This window comes from Streptomyces akebiae (assembly GCF_019599145.1).
Classification (GTDB): domain Bacteria; phylum Actinomycetota; class Actinomycetes; order Streptomycetales; family Streptomycetaceae; genus Streptomyces; species Streptomyces akebiae.
Window position 1 is genome coordinate 5,675,192 of record NZ_CP080647.1, and the last position, 26,487, is coordinate 5,701,678.

Annotated in this window: 22 protein-coding genes; 12 read left to right on the forward strand and 10 right to left on the reverse strand. The window is 72.0% G+C overall.

Annotated features, from left to right (window positions below):
- Positions 1-22: 22 nt before the first annotated feature.
- A complete protein-coding gene (locus K1J60_RS24530; protein ID WP_220648062.1) occupies positions 23-1,072 on the forward strand; it encodes a WD40 repeat domain-containing protein in 1,050 nt (349 codons plus the stop codon).
- Between the two features lie 108 nt (positions 1,073-1,180).
- Here the strand turns inward: K1J60_RS24530 and K1J60_RS24535 are convergent, their stop codons facing one another.
- On the reverse strand, positions 1,181-2,152 hold the full coding sequence (locus tag K1J60_RS24535; protein WP_220648063.1) for a TetR/AcrR family transcriptional regulator: 972 nt from the start codon (positions 2,150-2,152) through the stop codon (positions 1,181-1,183).
- A gap of 90 nt (positions 2,153-2,242) precedes the next feature.
- Between K1J60_RS24535 and K1J60_RS24540 the strand changes: the two genes are divergently transcribed.
- From K1J60_RS24540 to K1J60_RS24555, 4 genes are all read left to right on the forward strand, one after another.
- On the forward strand, positions 2,243-3,223 hold the full coding sequence (locus K1J60_RS24540) for an ATP-binding cassette domain-containing protein (protein ID WP_220648064.1): 981 nt from the start codon (positions 2,243-2,245) through the stop codon (positions 3,221-3,223).
- A 143-nt stretch (positions 3,224-3,366) separates the two neighbouring features.
- Positions 3,367-4,146, forward strand: a complete 780-nt coding sequence (locus K1J60_RS24545; RefSeq protein ID WP_052145909.1) for an ABC transporter permease — start codon at positions 3,367-3,369, stop codon at positions 4,144-4,146.
- Between the two features lie 158 nt (positions 4,147-4,304).
- A complete protein-coding gene (locus tag K1J60_RS24550; protein ID WP_220648065.1) occupies positions 4,305-5,861 on the forward strand; it encodes a cellulase family glycosylhydrolase in 1,557 nt (518 codons plus the stop codon).
- 222 nt (positions 5,862-6,083) lie between these two features.
- Positions 6,084-7,700: an alpha/beta hydrolase gene (locus K1J60_RS24555; RefSeq protein WP_220648066.1), complete on the forward strand. Its 1,617-nt coding sequence runs from the start codon at positions 6,084-6,086 to the stop codon at positions 7,698-7,700.
- A 96-nt stretch (positions 7,701-7,796) separates the two neighbouring features.
- Here K1J60_RS24555 and serC read toward each other — a convergent pair whose 3' ends face one another.
- From serC to K1J60_RS46920, 5 genes are all read right to left on the reverse strand, one after another.
- Complete coding sequence (gene serC, locus K1J60_RS24560; RefSeq protein WP_220648067.1) at positions 7,797-8,915, reverse strand: phosphoserine transaminase; 1,119 nt, start codon at positions 8,913-8,915, stop codon at positions 7,797-7,799.
- A 324-nt stretch (positions 8,916-9,239) separates the two neighbouring features.
- Positions 9,240-10,508: a cytochrome P450 gene (locus K1J60_RS24565; protein WP_398683291.1), complete on the reverse strand. Its 1,269-nt coding sequence runs from the start codon at positions 10,506-10,508 to the stop codon at positions 9,240-9,242.
- Positions 10,489-10,836, reverse strand: coding sequence for a DUF742 domain-containing protein (locus K1J60_RS24570; protein WP_033525904.1), 348 nt, complete (start codon positions 10,834-10,836; stop codon positions 10,489-10,491). The genes K1J60_RS24565 and K1J60_RS24570 overlap by 20 nt, the downstream gene beginning before the upstream one ends.
- The gene (locus K1J60_RS24575) at positions 10,833-11,321 is read right to left on the reverse strand and encodes a roadblock/LC7 domain-containing protein (RefSeq protein ID WP_220648068.1); all 489 of its coding nucleotides are present in this window, start codon (positions 11,319-11,321) and stop codon (positions 10,833-10,835) included. Before K1J60_RS24575 ends, K1J60_RS24570 begins: the two co-directional genes overlap by 4 nt.
- The gene (locus K1J60_RS46920; protein WP_220648069.1) at positions 11,318-13,960 is read right to left on the reverse strand and encodes a sensor histidine kinase; all 2,643 of its coding nucleotides are present in this window, start codon (positions 13,958-13,960) and stop codon (positions 11,318-11,320) included. The genes K1J60_RS24575 and K1J60_RS46920 overlap by 4 nt, the downstream gene beginning before the upstream one ends.
- Positions 13,961-14,230: 270 nt before the next feature.
- Between K1J60_RS46920 and K1J60_RS24585 the strand changes: the two genes are divergently transcribed.
- Positions 14,231-17,425 (forward strand): FAD-binding and (Fe-S)-binding domain-containing protein, encoded by a 3,195-nt coding sequence (locus K1J60_RS24585; RefSeq protein ID WP_220648070.1) that lies wholly within the window; start codon positions 14,231-14,233, stop codon positions 17,423-17,425.
- 25 nt (positions 17,426-17,450) lie between these two features.
- Here K1J60_RS24585 and K1J60_RS24590 read toward each other — a convergent pair whose 3' ends face one another.
- The 3 genes from K1J60_RS24590 to K1J60_RS24600 all read right to left on the reverse strand — a co-directional run bounded on the left by K1J60_RS24590 (position 17,451) and on the right by K1J60_RS24600 (position 18,688).
- Positions 17,451-17,819, reverse strand: coding sequence for a DUF952 domain-containing protein (locus K1J60_RS24590; protein ID WP_220648071.1), 369 nt, complete (start codon positions 17,817-17,819; stop codon positions 17,451-17,453).
- A 240-nt stretch (positions 17,820-18,059) separates the two neighbouring features.
- On the reverse strand, positions 18,060-18,380 hold the full coding sequence (locus tag K1J60_RS24595) for a hypothetical protein (RefSeq protein WP_220651665.1): 321 nt from the start codon (positions 18,378-18,380) through the stop codon (positions 18,060-18,062).
- Entirely contained in the window at positions 18,380-18,688 is a 309-nt protein-coding gene (locus K1J60_RS24600; RefSeq protein ID WP_220648072.1) for a hypothetical protein, read from the reverse strand. The genes K1J60_RS24595 and K1J60_RS24600 overlap by 1 nt, the downstream gene beginning before the upstream one ends.
- A 340-nt stretch (positions 18,689-19,028) precedes the next feature.
- Between K1J60_RS24600 and K1J60_RS24605 the strand changes: the two genes are divergently transcribed.
- From K1J60_RS24605 to K1J60_RS24615, 3 genes are all read left to right on the forward strand, one after another.
- The gene (locus tag K1J60_RS24605) at positions 19,029-19,583 is read left to right on the forward strand and encodes a GntR family transcriptional regulator (RefSeq protein WP_220648073.1); all 555 of its coding nucleotides are present in this window, start codon (positions 19,029-19,031) and stop codon (positions 19,581-19,583) included.
- On the forward strand, positions 19,580-20,359 hold the full coding sequence (locus tag K1J60_RS24610; RefSeq protein WP_220648074.1) for a GntR family transcriptional regulator: 780 nt from the start codon (positions 19,580-19,582) through the stop codon (positions 20,357-20,359). Before K1J60_RS24605 ends, K1J60_RS24610 begins: the two co-directional genes overlap by 4 nt.
- Positions 20,360-20,527: 168 nt before the next feature.
- Positions 20,528-21,124, forward strand: a complete 597-nt coding sequence (locus K1J60_RS24615; RefSeq protein ID WP_220648075.1) for a hypothetical protein — start codon at positions 20,528-20,530, stop codon at positions 21,122-21,124.
- 115 nt (positions 21,125-21,239) lie between these two features.
- Here the strand turns inward: K1J60_RS24615 and K1J60_RS24620 are convergent, their stop codons facing one another.
- A complete protein-coding gene (locus K1J60_RS24620; protein WP_398683292.1) occupies positions 21,240-22,193 on the reverse strand; it encodes an EamA family transporter in 954 nt (317 codons plus the stop codon).
- Positions 22,194-22,395: 202 nt separating this feature from the next.
- Between K1J60_RS24620 and K1J60_RS24625 the strand changes: the two genes are divergently transcribed.
- The 3 genes from K1J60_RS24625 to K1J60_RS24635 are packed head-to-tail and all read left to right on the forward strand — an operon-like array spanning position 22,396 to position 26,485.
- Positions 22,396-23,193, forward strand: a complete 798-nt coding sequence (locus tag K1J60_RS24625; protein ID WP_220648076.1) for a TIGR03084 family metal-binding protein — start codon at positions 22,396-22,398, stop codon at positions 23,191-23,193.
- Entirely contained in the window at positions 23,190-24,890 is a 1,701-nt protein-coding gene (locus K1J60_RS24630) for an acyclic terpene utilization AtuA family protein (protein ID WP_220648077.1), read from the forward strand. Before K1J60_RS24625 ends, K1J60_RS24630 begins: the two co-directional genes overlap by 4 nt.
- Positions 24,887-26,485 carry an acyl-CoA carboxylase subunit beta gene (locus tag K1J60_RS24635; protein ID WP_220648078.1) on the forward strand — a complete coding sequence of 533 codons (1,599 nt, stop codon included), beginning with the start codon at positions 24,887-24,889 and terminating at the stop codon, positions 26,483-26,485. Before K1J60_RS24630 ends, K1J60_RS24635 begins: the two co-directional genes overlap by 4 nt.
- The last annotated feature ends 2 nt before the right edge of the window (positions 26,486-26,487 follow it).

Below are 26,487 nucleotides of genomic sequence, written 5' to 3' on the forward strand. Positions count from 1 at the left end.
GCGAGATGGCAGGCTTGGGCCCATGCGCCGTCGCCCCCTCAACCGTCCTCACCCCCTCCGCCGGTTCCGCGGGTTCCGCGCGGCCCGCGCCGGTCTCGCCGGTCTCGCCGCGATCCTGCTCGCCGCCCTCCCGGCCGCGCCCGCGGTCGCCGACGACGACGGCTTCACGATGCAGGACTCGCGGATCACCGAGTCGAGCGGTCTCGCCGCGTCGCGTCAGCACCCGGGGGTCTACTGGACCCACAACGACAGCGACGACGGGGCGTTCCTCTACGCCGTCGACAGCGGGACGGGCGAGACGGTCGCCACGGTCACGCTGACGGGCGTGGGCACCCCGAGGGACGTCGAGGCGATCTCGATGGGCCCCGGCAACAAGCTCTACGTCGGCGACATCGGCGACAACCTCGGCGGCACGTGGGCGTACGTGTGGATCTACGAGTTGCCGGAGCCGAAGGAGCTGAAGGACCAGACGCTCAAGGCCACGCAGTACGTCGTGAAGTACGAGGACGGGGCGCGGGACGCGGAGGCGCTGATGGTGCATCCGAAGACCGGGCGGGTCTACATCGCCGACAAGAACGAGGCGGGCGGGTCGCTGTACGAGGGCCCCGCGGAACTGTCCGCCTCCGGCACCAACGTGTTCAAGAAGGTCGCGTCCGTCCCCGACCTGGAGGTCACGGACGGCGCGTTCTCGCCGGACGGCAAGCAGCTCGCCCTGCGGGCGTACTTCGGCGGCATCCTCTACGACTGGAACGGCGGCAAGATCGAGAAGGTCGAGCGGCTGAGCGTCCCCCTGCAGCGGCAGGGGGAGTCGGTGACCTTCCGCACCGACGGCTCGAAGATCATGTACGGCAGTGAGGGGTCCGGCAGCTCGGTCGTCGCACGGGACGTGCCCGGCGGCGGCTCCGGGAGCGGCGGCTCCGGCTCGTCCTCCTCCGACGGGGGCGGCTCCGGCGCGGCCAAGGCCGACGGCGAGGGCACCGGCTCGACCTTCAAGGTCGGCGCGCTCGCCGTGGCCGGCGCGGTCGTCGTCGTATGGGGCTTCCGGCGGCTGCTGCGCCGCCCGTCGGCCTGAGTCGCCCGTCGCCCGAGTCACCTGTCGGCCCGAGTCACCCGTCGGCCTGGGCCGCTCGCGCCTGGGCCGCCTGTCGGCCTGGGCCGCCTGTCGTCCTCGGGCACCCGCCTACCCGTCTCCGGGTTCCCTGCTTCCGGCCTCTTCGACCCCGATCTCTTCGCCTCCGACCTTTTCGCCAACGACCTCTGCGGCCCTGGCCTCTTCGTCTCCGGCCTCTTCGACCCCGACTTTTTCGCCTCCGGTCTCTGCGACCCCGATCTCTTCGCCTCCGGCCTCCCCGCCCTCACGGCGGCGGGTCACGAACACCTCCAGTCCGTCCAGGATGCGTTGCAGCCCGAACTCGAAGTGGTCGAAGTCCGTGCCGAAGGCGTCCTCGGAGAGGCCGGCGAGGACGGGATAGCGGCCGGAGAGCATGAGCTCTTCGAGGACGGGCGCCTGGGCCTGCCAGAACTCCGCGTCGGTGAGACCGGTGCGGTGCTCCGCCTCCTGCGCGTAGAGCTGGGTGCGGGCGGCGCCGACGACATAGCCGTCCACGGCGACGACCGCGGAGATCAGTTCGGGGTCGGTCAGCCCCATGGACTTGATGCGGGAGAGCACCTTCTCCATGCCGTCGAGCGCGCTCGGCCCGAGGACCGGGCGGGACTGGTTGACCTGGAGGAGCCAGGGATGGCGGCGGTAGAGGGCCAGCGTGGCGCGGCCCATGGCCTCCAGGGCCGAGCGCCAGCCGCCGTCGCCGAGGTCGGCGGGATTCTCGGAGGGCCGCTGGACGCGGTCGAGCATCAGGTCCAGCAGTTCGGCCTTGCCGGGGAGGTAGCGGTACAGGGACATGGTCCCGGTGCCGAGTTCGGTGGCGACCCGGCGCATCGAGAGGGCGTGCAGCCCCTCCGCGTCGGCGACCTGGACGGCCGCCTCCACGATCCGGTCCAGCGTGAGCCCCGGCTTCGGGCCGCGACTGGGGCGCGGGCCGGTGTCCCAGAGCAGTTGCTGGGTGCGGACGATGTCGCCGCTCCCGCTGGTCTCCGTACCGCCTGCGGTGCTGCCTGCCGTACCGGCCGCCGTACGGCTCTTGCCCCTTGTCATGGGGCCGAGTTTAGGTCCTCGCGAAAAAACTGGGTACGTCGTACGCGCAATCGGGTACGGTGTACCCAGTTCTTTTCGGAAGGGGGACTCATGGGTGACGGATACGCGGTCCGGGCGGAGGGCCTGGAGAAGCGGTACGGGGAGAAACGCGCGCTCGACGGCTTCGACCTCACGGTCCGCGAGGGCTCGGTGCACGGCCTCCTCGGCCCGAACGGCGCGGGCAAGACCACCGCCGTGCGCATCCTCTCCACGCTGCTGCGCCTGGACGGCGGCCGGGCGACGGTGGCCGGCCTCGACGTGGCGCGGCACCCGCGCGAGGTGCGGGCCCGCATCGGCCTCACGGGTCAGTACGCCGCCGTGGACGAGGTGCTGACCGGCCGTCAGAACCTGGAGATGTTCGGCCGGCTGTTCCACCTCGGCGGGAAGCGGGCGAAGCTGCGCGCGGTCGAGCTGCTCGACCGGTTCGACCTCACCGACGCCGCCGACAAGGGCGTCGGCAAGTACAGCGGCGGCATGCGGCGCCGGCTCGACCTCGCCGCCTCGATGATCCTCGCCCCGTCCGTGCTCTTCCTCGACGAGCCGACGACCGGCCTCGACCCACGCAGCCGGGGTGAAGTCTGGGAATCCGTAAGGGCGTTGGTCGCGAGTGGTACGACCGTGCTGCTCACCACGCAGTATCTGGAGGAGGCCGACCGGCTCGCCTCGCGCATCACCGTCATCGACCAGGGACGGGCCATCGCGGACGACACCCCGGACGGGCTGAAGAGCACGGTCGGCGGCGACCGCATCGAGGTCGTCGTCGCCGAGCGCACCGACATCCCGCGCGCGGTGAAGGTCGTCGCCCGGGTCTCGGACGGCGAACCGGAGTCGGACGAGACGGAGTTGCGCGTCCACGCGCCCGTGACCGACCGCGTCTCGGCCCTCACCGAGGTGGCCCGCACCCTCCAGGACGAGGGCGTGCGGGTCGAGGACATCGGCCTGCGCAGGCCCAGCCTGGACGACGTGTTCCTGCGTCTGACGGGCCACCGCACGGAGAAGACCGACGAGAACGACAAGGGGGCTGCCGCATGACCGCCGTCGATCCGAAGACCGTCGATCCGAAGACCGCCGATCCGAAGATCGCCGATCCGACCGCCGTCGATCCGAAGGCCGTCGCCACGAGTACGGTCGTCACGAGCGCCGTCGACCTTGAGGTGTCGAGCGCGCGCGGCAGCATGTACTGGGTGTTGTCCGACGTCTGGAACATCGTCCGCCGCGGCCTCACCCACTACCGGCGCCAACCGGTCAACATCGCCTGGCAGTTGGGCTTCCCGATCCTCTCCGTCCTCCTCTACGGCTATGTCTTCGGCAGTGCCATGCAGGTGCCCGGCGGCGGGGACTACCGGGACTTCCTGATGCCGGGGATGTTCGTGATGACGATGGCCTTCGGGTTCATCAACACGGCGACCCTCGTGGTCTACGACTCCACCAAGGGTGTCATCGACCGGTTCCGCTCCATGCCGATGGCGCCGTCGGCGGTCGTCGCGGGGCGCGGGGTGACCGATCTCCTCGTCGCCTGCGCCGAGTTGGCCATCATGATGCTGACGGCCCTCGCGATGGGCTGGCGGCCGGACGCGGGCCTCGGCTTCCTGGCCGCGTTCGGTCTGCTGCTCTGGCTCCGCTTCGCGCTCATCTGGATCGGCGTCTGGCTGGGCCTGCTGGTTCCCAACCCGGAGGCGGCGGGCGGTCTCTTCGCGGTCGCCTTCCCGCTGACCATGATCTCCAGCATCTTCGTCGCGCCGCAGCTGATGCCCGACTGGCTGGGCTGGATCGCCGCCTGGAACCCGATCTCCTCCACGGCCGCCGCCACCCGTGACCTGTTCGGCACCCCGGTCGGCGGCGGTGACTCCTGGATCGAGGAGAACGCGCTGCTGATGGCCGGTGTGTGGCCGGTGGTGCTGACGCTGGTCTTCCTGCCGCTGGCGGTGCGGAGGTTCCAGAAGCTGAGCCGGTGACGTACGGCGGACGGAAACCGCGCGGGGCGTCCGGTGTACCAGGTGGCGCCGGACGCCTTGACGTGTCCATGTGACCTGTCTTCCATGGGAGGTGCGGGTTGTGGGAGCGCTCCCACAACCTGTTCCGGACCCGCGCCTCCCGAGGAGGAAGCAGCGATATGTTCCGCAGCTTACGGAGAACCCTGGGCGCCCTGTGCGCGGCCGCCGCCGTGCTCGCGCTGCCCCTGACCGGCGGCGCGCACACGGCGGCCGCTTCGGCCGGTTCGGTCGAGAAGGCCGCCGAGGCCGGTGCTGGTTACTGGCGCACCAGCGGCCGGCAGATCCTGGACGCGAGCGGGCAGCCCGTCCGTATCGCCGGCGTCAACTGGTTCGGCTTCGAGACCGCCAACCACGTCACCCACGGCCTGTGGGCGCGCGACTACAAGAGCATGATCGACCAGATGAAGTCGCTGGGCTACAACACCATCCGCATGCCCTACAGCGACGACATCCTCAAGCCCGGCACCATGCCGGACAGCATCAACCACTCCGACGGCAAGAACGCCGACCTCCAGGGCCTGACCTCGCTCCAGGTGCTGGACAAGATCGTCGCGTACGCCGGGCAGAGCGGCCTGAAGATCATCCTCGACCGGCACCGTCCGGACGCGGCGGGCCAGTCGGCCCTCTGGTACACCTCGGCCGTCCCCGAGACGACGTGGATCACCAACCTCAAGGCGCTGGCCACCCGCTACAAGGGGAACCCGACGGTCGTCGGCATCGACCTGCACAACGAGCCCCACGATCCCGCCTGCTGGGGCTGCGGCGACACGGCCAGGGACTGGCGGCTGGCCGCCCAGCGTGCAGGGAACGCGGTCCTGTCCGTCAACCCCGAGCTGCTGATCCTCGTCGAGGGCGTCCAGACGTTCGACGGGGTCTCGGGCTGGTGGGGCGGCAACCTGATGGGTGTGGCCCGGTACCCCGTACAACTGGACGTGGCGAACCGGGTGGTGTACTCGGCCCACGACTACGCCACGAGCGTCGCCCAGCAGAGCTGGTTCAGCGACCCGTCCTTCCCGGCCAACATGCCGGGCATCTGGGACAGGTACTGGGGCTACATCTTCAAGCAGAACATCGCGCCGGTGTGGGTCGGCGAGTTCGGTACGACGCTGCAGTCCACGATCGACCAGCGCTGGCTGGCGGCCCTGGTGACGTATCTGCGCTCGACCTCCGCCCACGGCTCGGACTCCTTCCACTGGACCTTCTGGTCCTGGAACCCCAACTCCGGTGACACCGGCGGCATCCTGAAGGACGACTGGCAGACGGTGGACACGGTCAAGGACGGCTACCTGACGAGCATCAAGGCCCCGGGCTTCCCGCCGGGCGGTGGCACCGACCCCGGTGACCCGGAGGATCCCGGTGACCCGGGCGGCGGGACGCCCGCCTGCGCCGCCGCCTACACCGTCAGCAGCGACTGGGGCAGCGGCTTCAACGCCGAGGTGAAGGTCACCAACACCGGTACGACCGCGATCGGTTCGTGGAAGGTGACCTGGACCTGGCCCGGCTCCCAGCGGGTGACGAACATGTGGAACGCCTCGTACACCCAGAGCGGGTCGACGGTCACCGCGACCAACGCGGCCCACAACGGGGCACTGGCCGCGGGCGGTTCGGCGAGTCTCGGCTTCGGGGGCGCGCCCGGGGGCGGGGGTGTGCCGAGCGTGACCTGCACGGCGTCGTGAGGGGTGTCCCGGGGTCGCCTTCCGAAGGCCTCGTCGTGTGAAGGGTGTGTCCTGGATCTGAGCAACTGCCCCTTTCTGTGAGGTATTTGAGAGTAAGCAATGACTCAATTCGGTCAAGTCTTGGTCGAATGAGTTCTTGCGGGGTGCGGTCTTCGGGAACCATGCCGCACGGGCCGCGTACCCGCGGCCCGTGAACCCCCCTCACCGTTGCGAGAGAACTCCATGAGAAGAAGCGCAGCCGTGCTGTGCGGCGCCGGCGTCGTCCTGGCCGGGACCATCAGCGCCGTGCCCGCCAACGCGAGCGGGTCGTCCGCCGCGAACACCGTCCAGGCCGCCGCCGCGAAGGTCGCCTGGAAGAAGTGCGCCACGGACGACTACCCGACGCTGCAGTGCGCGTCGGTGAAGGTGCCGCTCGACTACGCGAAGCCCAGCGGGAAGAAGATCACGCTGGCGCTGTCCCGCGTGCCGCACACCTCGAAGACCTACCAGGGCCCGCTGCTGGTCAACCCGGGCGGCCCCGGCGGCAGCGGTCTGACGCTGGCCGGATACGTCGCCTCGTCGCTGCCGAAGAAGGTCGCGGCCCAGTACGACGTCATCGGCTTCGACCCGCGCGGCGTGGGCGCCAGCAAGCCCGCCCTGAACTGCAAGCCCGGTTACTTCAACCCGGTGCGCCCGGACTCCGTGCCCAGCACGGCCGCGATAGAGAAGGCGAACGTCGAGCGCGCCAAGGCCTTCGCCAAGGCCTGCGCGACGAAGCACAAGGACGTCCTGCCGTACATCAACACGATCAGCGCCGTGAAGGACCTGGACTCGATCCGCAAGGCCCTCGGCGCGAAGAAGATCAACTACTTCGGCTACTCGTACGGCACCTACCTCGGCGCCGTCTACGCCAAGCTCTACCCCGAGCGCGTCCGGCGCCTGGTGCTCGACTCGATCGTGGACCCGACCGGTGTCTGGTACGAGGACAACCTCGACCAGGACTACGCCTTCGACAAGCGCCACAAGGCGTTCACGAAGTGGGTCGCCAAGTACAACTCCACGTACAAGCTCGGCACCGACGCGAAGAAGATCGAGGCGAAGTGGTACGCCATGCGGGCCGCCCTCGCCGAGAAGCCCGCGGGCGGCAAGGTGGGCGCCTCCGAGCTGGAGGACACCTTCCTCCCCGGCGGCTACTACAACGGCTACTGGCCGTACCTCGCCGAGGCGTTCGCGGCCTACGTGAACGACAAGAACGCCGACCCGCTGGTCGAGGCGTACGAGAACTTCGCCGCCATCGACTCCTCCGGTGACAACGGCTACAGCGTCTACGCCTCGGTGCAGTGCCGTGACGCGGCCTGGCCGCGCGACTGGAAGAAGTGGCAGAAGGACAACTGGGCGGTCTACAAGAAGGCGCCGTTCATGGCCTGGAACAACGCCTGGTACAACGCGCCGTGCGCGTTCTGGCCGACCAAGTCCCTGAAGCCGGTGAACGTCGCCAACAGCAAGCTCCCGGCGACGCTGCTCTTCCAGGCGACGGACGACGCGGCCACCCCGTACCAGGGCGGCGTCACCGTTCACAAGCTGCTCAAGAACTCCAGCCTGGTCGTCGAGCAGGGCGGCGGCAACCACGGCATCACGCTGAGCGGCAACAGCTGCCTCGACAAGTACCTGGCGACCTACCTCACCAACGGCAAGGTGCCGCACGGCAAGGGCAAGGTCGACGCCACCTGCAAGAAGCTGGCCGACCCGAAGCCGGCGGTCGCCCAGGAGGCGTCGGCCCGGTCGACGCTGAGCACGGCCCCGGGAACCGCCGCCACGAGCGGTGCCACCCTGCACGGCATCCTCGGCTTCCGCGGCTGACCCGTCCGGCCGAGCATCACCTCGTACGGTGACGAGAAGGGCGCCCGGTGGTTCCACCGGGCGCCCTTCGACGTCGTACGTGCCGTACGGGTGTGATCAGAGCTTCTCGATCACGTAGTCGACGCACTTCGTGAGGGCCTCGACGTCCGCCGGGTCGATCGCCGGGAACATGGCGACGCGGAGCTGGTTGCGGCCGAGCTTGCGGTAGGGCTCGGTGTCGACGATGCCGTTGGCGCGCAGGACCTTGGCGACGGCGGCGGCGTCGATCTCGTCGGAGAAGTCGATCGTGCCGATGACCTGGGACCGCTTGGCCGGGTCGGTGACGAAGGGGCTCGCGTACTTGCTCTCCTCCGCCCAGGTGTACAGCCGGGTCGAGGAGTCCTTTGTCCGGGCCGTGGACCAGCTCAGACCGCCCTGGCCGTTGATCCACTCCAGCTGCTGGTTGAGCAGGAAGAGGGTGGCGAGGGCCGGGGTGTTGTACGTCTGGTTCTTGCGGGAGTTGTCGATCGCCGTGGGGAGGCTGAAGAACTCCGGGACGTGACGGCCCGAGGCGTGGATCCGCTCGGCGCGCTCGATGGCGGCCGGGGAGAAGACGCCGATCCACAGGCCGCCGTCGGAGGCGAAGGACTTCTGCGGGGCGAAGTAGTAGACGTCGGTCTCGGCGATGTCGACGGGCAGGCCGCCGGCGCCGGACGTGGCGTCGACCAGGACGAGGGCGCCCTCGTCGGCACCGGCCACGCGGTTCAGCGGGGCGGCGACACCGGTGGAGGTCTCGTTGTGGGTGAAGGCGTAGACGTCGACGCCCGCCTCGGCGGCCGGCTCCGGGTGGGTGCCGGGGTCGGAGGAGACGACCGTCGGCTCGGCGAGCCAGGGGGCGAGCTTCGCGGCCTTGGCGAACTTCGAGCTGAACTCGCCGAAGGTCAGGTGCTGGCTCTTGTTCTCGATCAGGCCGTGCGTCGCGACGTCCCAGAACGCCGTGGAGCCGCCGTTGCCGAGGATGACCTCGTAGCCCTCGGGGAGGGAGAACAGCTCGCTGATGCCCGCGCGGACCTGGCCGACCAGGTTCTTCACCGGGGCCTGGCGGTGGGAGGTGCCGAGCAGGGAGGTACCGGTCGCGGCCAGGGCGTCCAGCGCCTCCGTCCGCACCTTGGAGGGGCCCGCGCCGAAACGTCCGTCGGCGGGCTTGATGTCAGCGGGGATCTGGATATCAGCCACGACCGCGAGCCTATCGGCTCCGCGAAACGCGGGCGAAACGTCGTCCGTCGGGTGAGACGGCCCGGGGGTTCTGGGTGCGTTGCCGGGTGCGGGTCCGGGTGCGGGTCCGGGAGCGGGTCCGGTGGGGCATCTCGCGCAGTTCCCCGCGCCCCTGAAAAAGCGGGGCTGCGCCCCTGCTCTTTCGCCCGGAAAGGGCCGTAGGCCCTCAAGGGGCGCGGGGAACTGCGCGACCAGCCCCCACCGGACCCGCACATGGGGGTCGAAGGGGCGCAGCCCCTTGAGGATGGGACGGGTAGGGGCGGCGGGGGCGAGACCCGTCCGGGCTCAAGCCCCCCTGGCCGGCCCCGGCGAGAACCGCACCGGCAACCCCACCAACCCCCGCAGCCACGGCGACGGCCGACGCGTCAGGGCATCCGCCGGGACCGCGAGGTCCAGGTCCGGAAGCCGGTCGAGGAGGACCTCGATACCCGTTCGGGCGATGACCTCGGCGGTCTCCTGAGCCGGGAACGGACACCGGTGGTCGCCGTGACCGAAGGAGAAGTGGGCGTTGTTGCCACCGGTCAGGGCGGAGCCGTGGGTACGGACGCGCGGGTCGGAGTTGGCACCCTGCAGGCCCAGCAGGACCAGGTCACCCGCACGGAGGACACGGCCGCCGAGCCGGGTGTCCCGGGTGGTCCAGCGCCCGGCCGCGTTCTGGATGGGAGCGTCCTCCCACAACACCTCGTTCATGGCCTCGGCCACACTGCTGCGCCCACCGAAGAGCGACGCCGCGAAACGGTCGTCCGTCAGCATCAGCCGCAGGGAGTTGCCGATCCAGTCGGCCGTCGGCTGATGCCCCACCGCCAGCATCACCATCACATCGTGCGTCACCTCCTCCACCGTCACCTCGTACGCACGCGCGTTCGCCAGGAGCCGCGAGACCACGTCGTCGCCGGGCCGCTGCCGGCGCTCCGCCACCAGCCGGGTCATCGCCGTCCGCAGATACTCCTCGGCCGCCATCGCCCGGTCCTGGCCGTCGAGGATGTCGTTCAGCGCCGCCACCAGCCCGGGGGCGTGCTCCTCCCGGAAGCCGAACAGGAACGCCAGCACCCGCGCGGGCAGGGGCGCCGCGAACTGCCCCACCAGATCGGCCGCGCCCACCCCGCACACCACGTCGATCAACTCGTCGGCGAACCGCTCGACATGACCGCGCAGCTCCAGCGGATCGACCGCCTCCCACGCCTCCTCGATCAGCGCGGCGCGCTGCCGGTGCCGCTCGCCGACCGTGCCGAGGACCGACGGCTGCTCCGGGCTGATCACGGGCAGCAGCGGCCAGTCGGCCGGAACGTGCGGCCACTGGTTCCACAGCGCGGAGTCCCGGCTGAACAGCTCGGGATCGCTCGTCACCTGGTGCAGCTCGCGGTAGCCGAGCACCAGCCACGCCGGTACGTCCCCGTCCAGCAGCACGGGCACGACCTCCCCGTGCTCCCGCCGCAACTCCCGGTACAGGGCCGCGGGTTCACCCCGGAAACGCGCACCGAAGAGAGGAACGGGAGCGGGCGTGGAGCCGGTCACGGAGTGCCCGTCGCCGTTCTCAGAGGTTGCGAAGTCCAACTAGCACCTGCTCCAGAATGTCCAGATCGACCAGCGTGGCCTGGTTCGGATGTCGGGCACTGACCCGGCCCGCCGTGAGGAGGTCGGAGAGCAGCACCTTGGTGATGCTCACCGGCAGCCGCAGTTCGGCGGCGATCTCCACCACCGCCGTCGGCCGCTCCGTCAGCCGCAGGATCGTCACGTGTTCCGACTGCATGCCCGGTGTCGGCTGGCTCTCCGCGACGACCAGGGTCACCAGGTCGAACGGTGTTCCGGGCGCGGACCGACTGCGGCCCCCGGTGAGCGTGTACAGCCGGTCGGGCAGGTCGTCCCTGCCGGGCCGGCTCATGACGTACGGGGCGCCAGAGCCGTGGCCGTGGCCACGGTCGTCGTCGTGTCCGTGGTGCCACCGGCGGCCGTGTGCGTCGGATGGCGGGGCCGTGCGCTCAGGTGTTCACCCAGTTGTTCGATCAGCTCGCTCATGTTGTGCCCGACGAGCCCGGCGTCCGCCTCCTCGTCCGTCACCAGGGCCAGATGTGCGCCCTCGCCCGCCTCCACGATGAACAGGACCCCGCCGTGGAACTCCGCCATCGCCGACCGTACGCCCCCGCTGCCGTCGCCGAACTGGAGGGACGCCCCGTGGGACAGCGACTGGATGCCGGCGGCGATCGCGGCCAGCTGGTCGGCCTGGTCGACGGAGAGCTCGGGCGTACGGCACAGTTTCAGGCCGTCCCGGGAGAGGACGAGCGCGTGCCGGGCGCCCGGAGTGCGTTCCAGCAACCCCTCCATGAGCCAGGTGAGCCTGTCGTCGGCGGTGGAGCCGGTGCCGGTCATGGGGTGTGGTCGCCTTCCAGGTGGGGGTGCGGGCGGGGGGCCGGGGTCCGGGGCGGCTCTCCGGCCGGACCGGGGGTCGGATCCGCGTACGGGTCGGACGTCCCGTACGGGGCGGGGTCGGGGATGGGCTGCGCGTACGCCTCCGGGGCCGAATCCGTGTACGGGGCCGGCCGCGCGTACCCGGAGGAGTCCGTGGCCGGGTCCCCGTAGGAGGAGAAGGGCGCCAGGTCAGGCGTGGGCGTGGTGTCCTCGCCCGGAGCGGGGCGGGTGTCCCGTACGGGCTCCCAGGCCGGCTCCCGTACCGGGTCGAGCTCCCCCTTCGCCTCACCCGCGGGGTCGGGTGCCCACGGAAGTTCGGCGGCGGCCTCCGCCTCCCACGCGGCCTGCTTCGCGGCCTCCGGCTGCCACGCGAGCCCTCGCGCGGGCTCGGGCTCCCATCCGGCCTCCGGCACGGGCCCGGGTGCCCAGGCCGGCTCCCCCACGGGTTCGGCCTCTGGTTCCGGTCCGGGTTCCCACGCGGTTCCCCCCACGGCCCCCCACTGGGGCTCCCGTACGGGCTCCAACTCGGGCTGAGGTACGGGTTTCAACTCGGGCTGCGGTACGGCCTCGGCGGGCGGAGCGGCGTCCCGTACGGGTTCCAGGGCGGCCTCCGGTGCGGGAGGCCCGGCCGGGGGCACGTACCGGTCCACGGCGGCGCCCGGGTGCGTGTGCTGGTCCATGGCGGCGGCCTGGTCGGGTGGCGTCGACGGGCCCCGCATCCCCGTGGAGTTCTCGTCCCCCGTGGCCGTCCCCTGGACGAACGCCTGGTCCAGCCCGCCCGTGCCCCGCACCGCGCGGCGGAAGCTGCTGAAGCGGACCGCGCCGGTGCCGGCGTCCTCGGCGGGCCGGGAGACGCGCTCCGGACGGGCCTCGGCGTCGGCGGCCTGCGCCCGGGTGCGTGCCTCCGCCTCCGCGAGGGACCGGCCGCGCCGACGCCGGGGGAGGGCGTCGGAAGGGGCGGGGGCGGTGGTGTCGTCGTCGGTCTCGGTGGCGGTCTCGGCGGCGGCCTCGTCGGGGGTGGCCGGAGGTTCGGACCCGGCGTCAAGGTGCGGACCGGGCGCGTAGGCGTACCCGCCGGCGTACCCGGAGTCGAACGCCGGGCCGCCGGAGCCGAATTCGGAGCTGAACGACGAGGTGTAGGGGGCGCCGTACGCGGGAGAGCCCGTCGGCGCGTCGGCCGTCGCGCCCGTCGGCGGAGCCGAAGGCGTTCGCCGGAAGCCGGACAGGGAGTCGATCAGGGCGTCGGCCACGGGGTCGGCGACCGGCGGGGTGGGAGCCTCCGGCGGGAACTCGTGCCTGGGCGTCGGCTCGGAGTCCAGGTCGTGCGGGGCGCGCACGCCCGCGTACGGCGGCGGCTGGACGGGCGCGGACCCCGTGCGAGACGCCGTGTGAGACGTCGACGCGGGAGAGGTGGTCGTGGGGATCGTGCTCGCCAGGACGTCCTGCGGGATGAGCATCAGGACGCCCGTGCCGCCGCGCGCGGACGGCCGGAAGGAGATCTTCAGCCCGTGCTTGCGGGCGAGGCGGCCGACGACGGCGAGGCCGAGACGCGTGCCGGAGAGGCTCGTGAGGTCGGCCACCTCGCCCGACACGGCGCGTTCGGCCCGACGGAGCTGGATGTCGCTCATGACCAGCCCGGAGTCCTCGACGGAGATGATCGCGCCGGCCGGGACCTCCTCGACGTACACATGGACCTCGGCGGTCGGCGGCGAGAAGTTGGCCGCGTTGTCGAGGAGTTCGGCGAGCGCGTGCATGACGCCCTCGGCGGCGTGGCCGGCGACGGCGGCCTCGCTGGAGGAGTGCAGCCGCACCCGGCGGTAGGCGCCGATCCGGCCCATCGCGCCCCGCAGGATCGACTCCATGGGGATGGGCCGTGCCCAGCGGCGGCCCGAGCGGGCGCCCGCGAGGACGGCGACGGAGTCGGCGAGCCGGCCCGCCTGGGCGGTGCGGTGGTCGAGGTGGAGCAGGTCGGCGAGGACGTCCTCGTCGGCGTGACGTTCCTCCATGGCCCGCAGGTCGGCGAGGGTGCCGGTGGCGAGGGCCTGCATGCGGCCGGCCACGTTGGCGGTCACGGCGAGGAGGGCGGCGCGGTCGCTCTCGGCCCGCTCGGCGCGCTCGGCCAGCAGGGACCGCTCCTGCGTGGTCTCCTGTGCCGTACGGTCCCGTTCGTCGGACAGCCGCTCGCGCTCGCGCTCGGCCTCCGTGGTCAGCCGCACCCGCTCCCGTGCGAACTCGGTCGCGATCCTGGCCCGTTCCTGGACGAACTCCTCGGTCAGCCGGCCGCGTTCCTGGGCGTGCTCCTCGGCCATCCTGGCCCGTTCCTGGAGCAGCAGACCCGTGTCCCGGGCGACCGCGTCCAGCCGCCGGCGCAGCAGCCGCACCGACACGCGCGCGTGCACGGCGACCGCGACGACCAGCGTCAGCAGCAGCGCGGCCGCGCCCGCACCGGCCGCGAGGGGTGTCCGTACGTCCGCCGGCGCCGGCGCGACGACCGCGCCGACGGCGGCCGCGGAGAGCACGGCGGTCACCAGCGGTAACGGAAGGACTGAGCGCAGGGCGGGGCGTTCGCCCGGCGGGCGTGGGGGGCTGGGCGCGGTCATCGGCGGGTGTCCTCGGTCGGTTCTGAACCCGGTAACGCAGTCGGTTCCTGGAGTCGGTAACTCGGTCGGTCCCTGAACGAGAAGCGACGTCTGGTGCTCAATTGGGCGTCACTATATGGGAGTTCGTGACGGCGGTTGGCCGGTTTCCGGTTAGCTCCACGTAATCCGGCCAACGTGCCCGGTGAGCGGCGCGCCGCCTGTCCACGGACCGGACGATCACCTCGGGGTCGTGCGTCGTCACTGTCAGTGGTCGGGTGCATCCTGGAACGCATGACGGAGACCGGGGGCACGACGGGCCGCCGCGGTGCCGTGCGCGCGCGGCAGGCGGCAGGTGACGCGGACGCGGACGCGGCGGAGTCGCGGGCCGCGCTGTCGGCCGCGCTGCGGGCGGCGGGCGTGCGCGGCGAGACCGCGTTCGACGCGACCGCACGCGCGCTGACGATGATGGACGCGTCCAACTACCGGCGTGTGCCGCTGGGCGTGGTCGCGCCCCGGGACGCGGACGACGTGGCGGCCGTCCTGTCCGTCTGCCGCGACCACGGCGTCCCGGTCGTCGCGCGCGGCGGGGGCACGTCGATCGCCGGACAGGCCACGGGCACGGGCGTCGTCCTGGACTTCACCCGTCACCTGAACCGGCTGGTCTCCCTGGACCCCGAGGCGCGCACGGCGGTCGTCCAGCCCGGCCTGGTCCTGGACCGCCTCCAGGAGGCCGCCGCCCCGCACGGCCTCCGCTTCGGCCCCGACCCCTCCACCCACAGCCGCTGCACCCTCGGCGGCATGATCGGCAACAACTCCTGCGGCTCGCACTCGGTCGCCTGGGGCACCACGGCGGACAGCGTGCGCGAGCTGTCGGTGATCGGCGGGAGCGGAGACGCACGGAGACTGGCCCAGGGGTGGTCCGGCGCCCCGGAAGGCCTGCGCCCGCTGGTGGAGCGGGAGTTGGCCCGTCTGCGCACCGGCTTCCCCGACCTCCCCCGCCGGATCTCCGGGTACGCCCTGGACGCCCTCCTCCCGGAGAACGGCGCGGACGTGGCCCGCTCCTTCTGCGGCTCCGAGGGCACGCTCGGAGTGCTCACGGAAGCGGTCGTACGGCTCGTCGAGGCGCCCCGCGCGCGTGCCCTCGCCGTCCTGGCGTACGCCGACGAGAGCGCGGCGGCCGAGGCGGCCCCCGGTCTGCTGCCCCTCGGCCCGCTGACGGTGGAGGGCATGGCCGCGGACCTCGTCCCGCCGGGGGCGACCGGCCTCCCGCCGGGCGGGGCCTGGCTGTTCGTGGAGGCGGGGGGTGACACACCCGCCGAGGCGCGGGCCCGCGCCGACGCCCTGGTCCGCGCGGCCGAGGCCGGCGACGCGCTCGTGGTCACGGACCCCGCCGCGCAGCGCGCGCTCTGGCGCATCCGGGAGGACGCGAGCGGAACGGCCACCCGGATGCCCGACGGCACCGAGGCCTGGCCGGGCTGGGAGGACTGCGCGGTACCACCCGCCCGGCTCGGCGCGTACCTGCGCGACTTCCGGGGCCTGCTGCGCGCCCACGACCTGCGCGGCACGCCCTACGGCCACTTCGGCGACGGCTGCATCCACGTCCGCGTCGACTTCGACCTCCTGACCCCGAGAGGCGTCGGCCGCTTCCGCCGCTTCTCCGAGGACCTGGCCGAACTGGTCACCTCGCACGGCGGCTCCCTCTCCGGCGAACACGGCGACGGCCAGGCCCGCGCGGAACTCCTGCCGACGATGTACGGCACCGAGATGGTCCGGCTCTTCGAGCAGGTGAAGGGCGTCTGGGACCCCGACGATCTCCTGAACCCCGGCATGCTCGTCCGCCCCGCACCCCTGGACACCAACCTCCGCTTCGCGGTCCTCCCGCGCACTCCCGTGCCGGTGGAGTTCGCGTACCCGGACGACGGCGGTGACTTCTCCGCGGCGGTACGACGCTGCGTGGGCGTCGCGAAGTGCCGTACGACCGAGGTGAGTCCGGCCTCCGGAGCCGTCATGTGCCCCTCCTTCCGCGCCACCGGGGAGGAGGAGCACTCCACCCGGGGCCGGGCCCGCCTGCTGCACGAGATGCTGGCCGGCGAGGTCGTCACCGACGGCTGGCGCTCACCCGAGGTGCGGGACGCCCTCGACCTCTGCCTCTCCTGCAAGGGCTGCCGCTCCGACTGCCCGGTCGGCGTCGACATGGCCACCTACAAGGCGGAGTTCCTCCACCACCACTACGCGGGGCGCCGCCGCCCGGCCGCCCACTACGCGATGGGGTGGCTGCCGCTGTGGCTCCGCCTGGTGGCCCTTACGCGCACGGCAGGACTGGTCAACTTCCTGGCCGGGGTGCGCCCCTTGGCCGCGCTCGCCAGACGGCTGGGTGGAATCGCGGAGGAGCGGGAGTTGCCCCGGCCGGCGAGGGTGCCGTTCGTGCGCTGGTACCAGCGGATGCTCAGGGAGCGGGCGAGGCCGGACGGTGCCAGGGGCCGTCCCCTCCGTCGGGATGAACCGGCGGAAGCGCCGACCGAGACGGGCGCCGACGTGACCTTCGAGCCCGCCGCCCACTTGGCGGACGAGGAGACGACGGCGACGGTGCTGCTGTGGACGGACACCTTCACGGAGTACCTCTCGCCGTCCGTGGGGCAGGCGGCGTTGAAGGTGCTGGAGGCGGCCGGCCTGCGGGTGATCGTGCCGCCCACGCTGCGGACGAGGCGCAAGCCACCCTGGGCGCGGAAGGCGAAGGCGGGCGAGGAGGCCGCCCTCACCCGACTGCGGCTCACGCGCACCCTGTTCACGCTGCGGCAGGGCCGGGTCTGCTGCGGACTGACGTACATCTCGACGGGCCAGCTCGACCGGGCCCGCGAGGTACTGCGCCGCACCCTCGACCTGCTCGACGTGTTCCTGGACCCCGTTCCGGGGCGGCTCCCGGACGAGGATTCCGGCCCCGCCCCGCGCCCCCTCCCCGTCGTCGTCCTCGAACCGAGCTGCGCGGCGACGCTCCGCACCGACCTCCCCGAACTCCTCCCCGACGACCCGAGGGCCCACCGACTCGCCGCCTCGGTCATCACCTTCGCCGAAGCGCTCGAACGCCACGCGCCGCACTGGACCCCGCCCGCCGTCGACCGCCCGGTCGTCGGCCAGACCCACTGCCACCAGCACGCGGTCCTGGGCGACGCCCCCGACCGCCGCCTCCGCGCCGCCGCCGGCCTCACCGGCGACCTCAGCGGCGGCTGCTGCGGCCTCGCAGGCAACTTCGGCTTCGAGAAGGGCCACTACGACGTCTCCGTGGCCTGCGCCGAGGAGCAACTCCTCCCGGCGGTCCGGGACGCGGCCGACGACGCGCTCGTCCTGGCGGACGGCTTCTCCTGCCGGACCCAGCTGGAGCAGCTGGCGGGAAGGCGGGGGCTGCACCTGGCGGAGGTGCTGGCGGAGGGGCTGGGGGAGGAGGGGCCGACAGCGGCAGAGAGCCCAACAGCGACAGAGGGGCGGTGAGGTGAGCGCGGACGGGCGAGAGACCTCAGGCGCCTTGACCCTCCCCCAGGCCCACCGCGCGGCCGTCCTCGTCCCACCGGATCTCCAGGACCCGCACGACGGCGTCACGGTCGATGGGGCCGAACACATGGGGGAACAGGACGTCCGTCCCGACTCCCGGAGGCGGAGCGGGAGCCGCCGCCTCGAACTCCACCCTGGCGTCCAGCCGCGCCTCGTCGATGACCAGCACGTGCAACGGCTTGGGCGCGTCCCGGTAGAAGGCGTTGACGACGGCCAGAGTCGTGGCCTCATCCGGAGAACAGTGGACGAAACCGTCCTCCGGGAGCGACGCGGGGGCGTACGGCTGGTCGGTTCGGGCGTTCCAGTCACCAAGGGATACGACGTGGTAGATCACAGGCCGGTTATACAACAGCGCCGCCCGATGGCCGCGACGGCCGCCGACCGGGCCGCCGACCGGTCCATCGACCTTGATCGCTTCAGGCCCGCCGCCCACGGCCCCGAGCCCCACCCCTCCTCCAGCCGCCGGGCATCACCACGCGGCACCCGGCACTGCGCTCGATGCCGTGACCGAGGAGGTCGATGCCGCCGTTCGAGGGCGGCGGGAACAGGCCCGCCGTCCTCACCCCTCCTGCCTTCAGTTCAGCCGCCGCAGCCGTTGCCCACGACTCTCGGCGACCCGGAGTGCGTCGCCGAGTGCCTCGGTCAACCGCTCGGCCAGGAAGCGGAGTTCGCCGCGAGGGGTGTCCGGGAGCAGGTTCTGGGCGTGGGCGAGGAGTTCCGTGCCCATGCTGAGCTGGATGGATTCGGTGCTGTCGGCGAGGCGGGAGATCGGTCCGCCTTGGTCGTCGGTGATGACGTAACAGGGCTTGCCTTCGAGGCCGGCCCAGGGGAGCAGCCGTACCTCGCCACCGGGACGTTCGGGTGCTTCGGTGTCGGTTTCCGCTTCCGGCTCCATCACGCGACCTCCGTGCCATGGATCCAGTACGGGCCGGGCATGTCGAACCCCATCGCCGCCATGGCGAGTTCGCGGCGCCGCTGCCTTTGCTCATGGGCCGTGACGTACGGGCGTACGGCAACGGTGGCGGCGCCGTCGAGGGGCGTGGCCAGGCCATAGGGGCTGCGATGGGCGGGGAGTGAGGTGTCGAGGGCTGGGGGAGGGGCGATCGGTTCCGGACGCGGGTGGAATCCGGAGGCGCGATGCCTGCCGCACGGCTTGGGCAGGAGACCCACCCAGGTGAGAACGCGACCGATAAGGTCGGTCATGTCATTGGCTCCCATCACGGTTCGCTGGTGACCGCGCCCCCGGACGGCTCCACCCGTCGCGGGGGCTTCTTGCGTACAAAGTCGTCTGATGTCGCGGTTGCCGGAAAACAACTGGTGGTGCTCGCAGACGCACTCCGGGCGATGTGGCGCCTGGAGGTCACGCTGGGTGTCCTTCGTGAAGGGGCATGGTGGGGCACCGCCTTTGTCCTGAGGCTTCCAGCAAGGCGTAGCTTATCGCTATTCGCGAATAGTGGAGATGCTCTCGGCAGGAGAGTGGCACCAAGTCGCTTACCGTGTAAAGCGGCAAGGTTCAGGGACGTCAGTCGTACGGGAGGACGCGATGAGCGAGAACAGCTGGGTCAGCACCTCGATGCCGTATCTGACGTCGAGGGAGAAGGGGCAGGGCGACGCCTGGGGCGCGGACGCGGCGGCCCAGGGACGTCGGGGGACCCAGCGGATTCTGTACGCCGGTGAGGTGCAGGCACCTGCCGAGGTCGCGCGGCTGCTCGGGTTGGCCGAGGGTGAGACTGTCGTCGTACGCCGCCGCCTGATCCTTCTCGACGACCAGCCGAACGAAGTGACCGACACCTACTTCCCGGTCCGCATCGCCCGCGGCACCGGCCTCGCCGGAACCGCCAAGATCCCCGGCGGAGCCGTGACCCTCCTCGCGCGACTGGGTCACGTCGGCGCCCTCGTCCGCGAGGACGTGACAGCAGACAACCCGGACGACGAGGAGCGGGAGACCCTCCGGACCGCCCCGGGAGAACCGGTGCTCCGGCTGACCAGGGTCACCCTCGACCGCGACGACCGCCCGATCCAGGTCGACCGCATGGTGATGCCGGCGAGGCGCCAGCGACTGCGCTACGAGATCGCGATCGACAACGGAGTCGGATGACGATGCCCAAGGCCGAACCTGACGCCTCCGACCGCCGCTCCCTCCATGAGCGCATCGCGGCCGACCTGCGCGACGACATCATGAGCGGCGAACTCCCGCCCGGAGCCAAGCTGCCCTCCACCACCCACCTCAAGACCCGCTTCGACGCCTCGAACGCCACCGTGCAGAAGGCACTCCAACTCCTCAAGGACGAGGGCCTGGTGGTGGGGCGGGCCGGAGCCGCGGTCACCGTTCGAGAACACCGCCAGCGCACCATGCGGCCCGCCGCGTTCATGGCACCGGCTGCGCCCGGGGAGCCCTACCGCTGGCTCGCCGAAGCGGCCAAGCACGGCGCGAGTGCCCGCAGTGACTTGCTGGATGTGGTCGAGTGCTGTCCGCCCGCCGACGTCCGCGCGGCCCTCGGTCTACCCGAGGGCGGCTTGGCGCTGCTCCGCTGCCAGTTGCTCCTCATCGACGACGAGCCCGCTGAACTCGTGCGGTCGTACTACCCGTTGGACATCGTCCGCGATACGGCGATGATGGATCGCCGCAAGATCAAGGGCGGTACTCCCGCCCTTCTCGCGGACTTGGGTCATCCACCCCGTCGCAGTGTGGACCGCGTCTCCGCGAGGATTCCCACCCAGGACCAGTACCAGGCGCTGAACCTTCCCGGCGGCCTGCCGGTGCTGCGTACCCTTCGCGTCGTCTACAGCGACGACGAACGTCCCATCGAGGCGACGGTCATGGTGAAGGCGGGCCATCTCTACGAGTTGGAGTACGAGTTCATGGCCGAGTGACCGGTACGACCCATGGGCCACGGACGCCAGGCACCGCTGTGGCGGTCCGGTGGGTGAAGTGTGAAGGGCTTTGCTCGGCGTTGCCTACTGGTCAGTCGTGTTTTAGGTATGGGATCAAGAACTTCAGATCTCAAGTAATACATAAGTGAAAGGGATGGCCTCCGCCTCATGAAACCCCCCACTCAGAGGCCCGGGTACCTGCTGCGCGGCACGCTCGCCGTCATCGCCGCCGGGCTCGCCGCCGTGGTTCCGCTGGCGGGAACGGCTGCCGCGACTCCGTTGACCGGCAAGGCGCAGCGGACCGTCACCACGGCCGACGGCGACACCTTCCGGCTGCGGCTGAAAGCCGGCCCCGTCGTCCTGCCCGCCGCCGGCGGCACCGTCGACGTCAAGGGCGCCGGATACAACCGCGCGCAGGGCATCTTCCTCGCCTTCTGCGTGATCCCGGACGGCGTCAGGGTCGGTGACCCCTCGACGTACACCACGCTTCCCGGCCCCTGTCTGCCCGGCCGTGAGGCGCAGGACGGGTCGTCGCGCCGGATCACCGACACCGGGGCGGGGACGCCGGGCATCACCCTCCCCTACGAGAAGGGCGGCAAGTTCCGTACGACGCTGAACCTCCGGCCCGGGATCGCGGACGGCAAGGTGTGCGGCGAGACCGTGCGCTGTGCCATCGTCACCCGCGCCGACTTCACGGCGACGAACGAGCGGCTGTACGACCAGTACATCCCGGTCCACTTCGTGCCGGGCGGCACGGTGCGCTGACGCGATCACCGGCAGGGGCCGGGCGGGGTGGCGGGACGGTGGTGCGGCCGGTACGGCCAGTACGACCGGTACGGCCGCCCCGCCCGGCGTGAGGTCCGGACCGTCCTCGCCCCGCTCACCCCGAAACCCCTGCCTTCCCCCGTCCCACCTGTGTCCGCACCGCTCCCATGCTCGCCCCGATGACCAGGGCGATCGCGAGGGCCTCGACGGTGGTCAGGGCCTGGTCGAGGATGAGGAAACCGGCCGTGGCGGCGATCGCGGGCTCCAGGCTCATGAGGATCGCGAAGGTGGAGGCGGGCAGGCGGCGCAGGGCGAGGAGTTCGAGGGTGTAGGGGAGGACGGAGGAGAGCACGGCGACGGCGGCGCCCAGCGCGAGCGTCGTCGGGTCCAGGAGCCGCGTCCCCGATTCGACGATCCCCAGCGGCAGGAACAGCACCGCCGCGACGGCCATGGCCAACGCCAGCCCGTCGGCCTGCGGGAACCGTCGCCCCGTACGCGCGCTGAAGACGATGTACAGGGCCCACGCCAACCCGGCCGCGAGGGCGAAGGCGATGCCCAGCGGGTCGAGGCCCCCGACTCCTCCGCCCTTTCCGAGCAGGAAGACGCCGCAGAGCGCCAGCCCGGCCCACACCGCGTTCACCGCCCGCCGGGACGCGAGGACGGAGAGCGCCAACGGGCCGAGCACCTCCAGGGTGACGGCGAGGCCGAGGGGGATACGGGCGACCGCCTGGTAGAAGAGGCCGTTCATCGCGGCCATGGTGACGCCGAAGACGATCACCGTCCCCCAGTCGGTACGCGAGTGCCCACGCAGCCGGGGTCGGCAGATCACCAGCATCACCAGCGCGGCGACCGCCAGCCGCAGCGTCACCACCCCGAGCGCCCCGGCGCGCGGCATCAGTGTCACCGCCAGCGCACCGCCGAACTGCACCGATATGCCACCGGCCAGCACCAGCCCCACGGGCCCGAGAGAGCCCAGGCCGCGCGCGGCGCGGGGGCCGCCGGCGACGCGGTCGACCGGAGGCGTGGCCGGGGCGGCGGGCGCGGACTGTTCAGCGCGGGGGAGTGTCACGGAGACCGTCCAGAGGAGCGGAGGAAGGGCTTCGTTCAGTATGGAGGACTTGATAGTGCAAAGCAATGGACTAAGTCAGGCCTGTAACCCCTTTTGCAGCTTACGTGGGCGACTCGCAGCGCCTGCTCGGCCCACCCCGTCGCCGCCTCCCGAAAATGCAAGCACGCTTGCTTGTTTCCGCGTCCGCTGCCATGCTCCCTCCATGGCCGACCCAACGCCCGTGATCGACGATCTCCGTGCCGAGAGCGACGAACTCGACCTGCTCGTCGCCGAGTTGAGCCCGGAGGAGTGGGCGCTCGCAACGCCCGCGCCCGGCTGGACCGTCGCCCACCAGATCGCGCACCTCGCCTGGACGGACCACTCGTCCGTGCTGGCGGTGACCGACCAGGCAGCCTTCGCCCGTGAGGTCGAGAACGCGCTGACCGCGCCCGGGGACTTCGTGGACAGGGGCGCCGAGGACGGGGCCGGGAAGCAGCCCGCGGAACTGCTCGCGGACTGGCGGGCCGGTCGCGAGGCGCTGGAGGCCGCCCTGCGCGCGGCACCCGAGGGCGCGCGGTTCCCCTGGTACGGCCCGCCCATGTCCACCGCCTCCATGGCGACCGCCCGCCTCATGGAGACCTGGGCCCACGGCCTGGACATCGCCGACGCGCTGGGCGTCCCCCGGATCGCCCCCGGCGACCGCCTCCGGCACATCACCCGACTCGGCATCCGCACCCGCGACTTCGCCTTCGGGGTACACGGGCTGACCCCGCCCTTCGAGGAGTTCCGCGTCGAACTCGCCAGCCCCGCCGGGGAGCTGTGGACGTACGGCCCTCAGGACGCGACCGACCGCGTCACCGGCCCCGCCCTCGACTTCTGCCTCCTGGTCACCCAGCGCGCCCACCGCGCCGACCTCGCCCTGCGCGCCGAAGGCTCCGACGCCGACCGCTGGCTGGACATCGCCCAGGCCTTCGCGGGCCCGCCGGGCACCGGGCGCGCCGCGAAGGGATCCACCCCGTGACAGCGGCCGCCCTCCGCATCGGCAACGCCTCCGGCTTCTACGGCGACCGCTTCGACGCCATGCGCGAGATGCTCACCGGCGGCGAACTCGACGTCCTCACCGGCGACTACCTGGCCGAGCTGACCATGCTCATCCTCGGCCGCGACCGCCTGAAGGACCCCGCCGGAGGGTACGCCCGCACGTTCCTGCGCCAGTTGGAGGAGTGCCTGGGGCTCGCGCACGAGCGCGGCGTGCGGATCGTCGCCAACGCCGGCGGCCTCAACCCCGCCGGACTCGCCGACGCCGTACGGGAGCTGGCGGGACGGCTCGGCATCCCCGCCCGGGTCGCGCACGTCGAGGGCGACGACCTGACCGCGGTCCACCCCGGCACCCTCGCCGCCCACGCCTACCTCGGCGGCTTCGGCATCGCGGCCTGTCTGCGGGAGGGCGCCGACATCGTGGTCACCGGCCGGGTGACGGACGCGGCCCTGGTGACCGGGCCCGCCGCCGCCCACTTCGGCTGGGGGCCCGGGGAGTACGACCGCCTCGCGGGTGCCGTCGTCGCCGGGCACGTACTGGAGTGCGGGGCGCAGGCGACCGGCGGCAACTACGCCTTCTTCCACGAGTCCACCCCGGCCGCCCTGCGCCACCCCGGCTTCCCGCTCGCCGAACTCCACGCCGACGGCACGGCCGTGATCACCAAGCACCCCGGCACCGGCGGCCTCGTCGACGTCGGCACGGTCACCGCCCAACTCCTCTACGAGACGGGCGGCGCCCGGTACGCGGGCCCCGACGTCACCGCCCGCCTCGACACGATCACGCTCACCCAGGACGGCCCCGACCGCGTCCGTATCGAGGGCGTACGCGGCGAGGCCCCGCCCCCGACCCTCAAGGTCGGCCTCAACCGGCTCGGCGGCTTCCGCAACGAGGTCACCTTCGTGCTGACGGGCCTGGAGATCGAACGCAAGGCCGCCCTCGTCCGCGATCAGCTGGAGACCGCGCTCGCCGCCGCCAAGTCCCCTCCCGCGCAGCTGGACTGGGAACTGGCCCGCACCGACCACCCCGACGCCCGCACCGAGGAGACCGCCAGCGCCCTCCTCCGCCTCGTCGTCCGCGACCCGGACCAGAACACCGTCGGCCGGGCCCTCAGCGGAGCCGCCGTGGAGCTGGCCCTCGCGAGCTACCCCGGCTTCCACGTGCTGGCCCCGCCCGGAAAGGGCGCCCCCTACGGGGTGTTCGAGGCGGCCCACGCGGGCCAGGACACCGTGGAGCACCTCGCCGTCCTCCACGACGGCCGCCGGCTCCCCGTGCCGCCGGCCGACGAGACCCTCGTCCTGCGGCCCGTCGCCGAGCCACCCCTGCCGGAGCCCCTGCCACAGGGGCTTCCCACCCGCCGCGCGCCCCTCGGCCTCGTCGTCGGCGCCCGCAGCGGCGACAAGGGCGGCAACGCCAACATCGGCCTGTGGGCCCGTACGGACGACGCGTGGCGGTGGCTGTCCCACACCCTCACCACCGACCGGCTCCGCGCCCTCCTGCCGGAGACGGCCGGCCTGCCGGTCACCCGGCACGCGCTGCCCAACCTCCGTGCCCTCAACTTCGAGATCGTCGGCATCCTCGGCGAGGGCGTCGCCTCGCAAGCCCGTTTCGACCCCCAGGCCAAGGCCCTCGGCGAATGGCTGCGCTCCCGTCACCTGGACATACCGGAGATCCTGCTGTGACCGTCCTCAGCTCGGCCCTCGACCCGGGCGCCCCCGACCACACCGCGAACCGCGAGGCCATGCTCGCCCGGCTCGCCGAACTCGACGCCGAGCACGCGAAGGCCCTCGCGGGCGGCGGCGAGAAGTACGTCGCCCGGCACCGGGGGCGCGGCAAGCTCCTCGCCCGCGAGCGCATCGAACTGCTGCTGGACCCCGACACGCCCTTCCTCGAACTGTCGCCGCTCGCCGCCTGGGGCAGTGAGTACACGGTCGGCGCCTCGCTCGTCACCGGCATCGGGGTCGTCGAGGGCGTGGAGTGCCTGATCACCGCCAACGACCCGACCGTGCGCGGCGGCGCGAGCAACCCGTGGAGCCTGAAGAAGGCCCTCCGGGCCAACGACATCGCCCTCGCCAACCGGCTGCCCTGCATCAGCCTGGTGGAGTCCGGCGGAGCCGATCTCCCCTCCCAGAAGGAGATCTTCATCCCCGGCGGCGCGATCTTCCGCGACCTCACACGGCTCTCCGCCGCCGGCATCCCCACCATCGCCGTCGTCTTCGGCAACTCCACCGCCGGCGGGGCCTACGTCCCCGGGATGTCCGACCACGTGATCATGGTGAAGGAACGGGCGAAGGTGTTCCTGGGCGGGCCGCCGCTGGTGAAGATGGCCACCGGCGAGGAGAGCGACGACGAGTCGCTGGGCGGCGCCGAGATGCACGCGCGCGTGTCGGGCCTCGCGGACCACTTCGCCGTCGACGAGCCGGACGCCCTGCGCCAGGCCCGCCGGGTCGTCGCCCGCCTCAACCACCGCAAGGCGTACGCCGATCCGGCCCCCGCCGCGCCGCCGAAGTACGACCCGGAGGAACTCCTCGGCATCGTCCCCGGCGATCTGAAGGTGCCCTTCGACCCCCGCGAGGTCATCGCCCGGATCGTCGACGCCTCCGACTTCGACGAGTTCAAGCCCCTCTACGGCACCAGTCTCACCACCGGCTGGGCCGCCCTCCACGGCTACCCGGTCGGCATCCTCGCCAACGCGCGGGGCGTCCTGTTCAGCGAGGAGTCGCAGAAGGCGGCCCAGTTCATCCAACTCGCCAACCAGCGCGACATCCCGCTGCTCTTCCTGCACAACACCACCGGGTACATGGTCGGCAAGGAGTACGAGCAGGGCGGCATCATCAAGCACGGCGCGATGATGATCAACGCCGTGAGCAACAGCCGGGTGCCCCACCTGTCCGTCCTCATGGGCGCCTCGTACGGCGCCGGTCACTACGGCATGTGCGGCCGCGCCTTCGACCCGCGCTTCCTCTTCGCCTGGCCCGGCGCCAAGTCGGCCGTGATGGGCCCACAGCAACTGGCGGGCGTCCTGTCGATCGTGGCCCGGCAGTCCGCGACCGCCAAGGGGCAGCCGTACGACGAGGACGCCGACGCCGCCCTGCGCGCGATGGTGGAGCAGCAGATCGAGTCCGAGTCGCTCCCGATGTTCCTGTCCGGCCGGCTGTACGACGACGGGGTCATCGACCCCCGCGACACCCGTACCGTCCTCGGCCTGTGCCTGTCCGCGATCCACACGGCGCCCTACGAGGGCGCACGCGGTGGCTTCGGCGTCTTCCGGATGTGAGG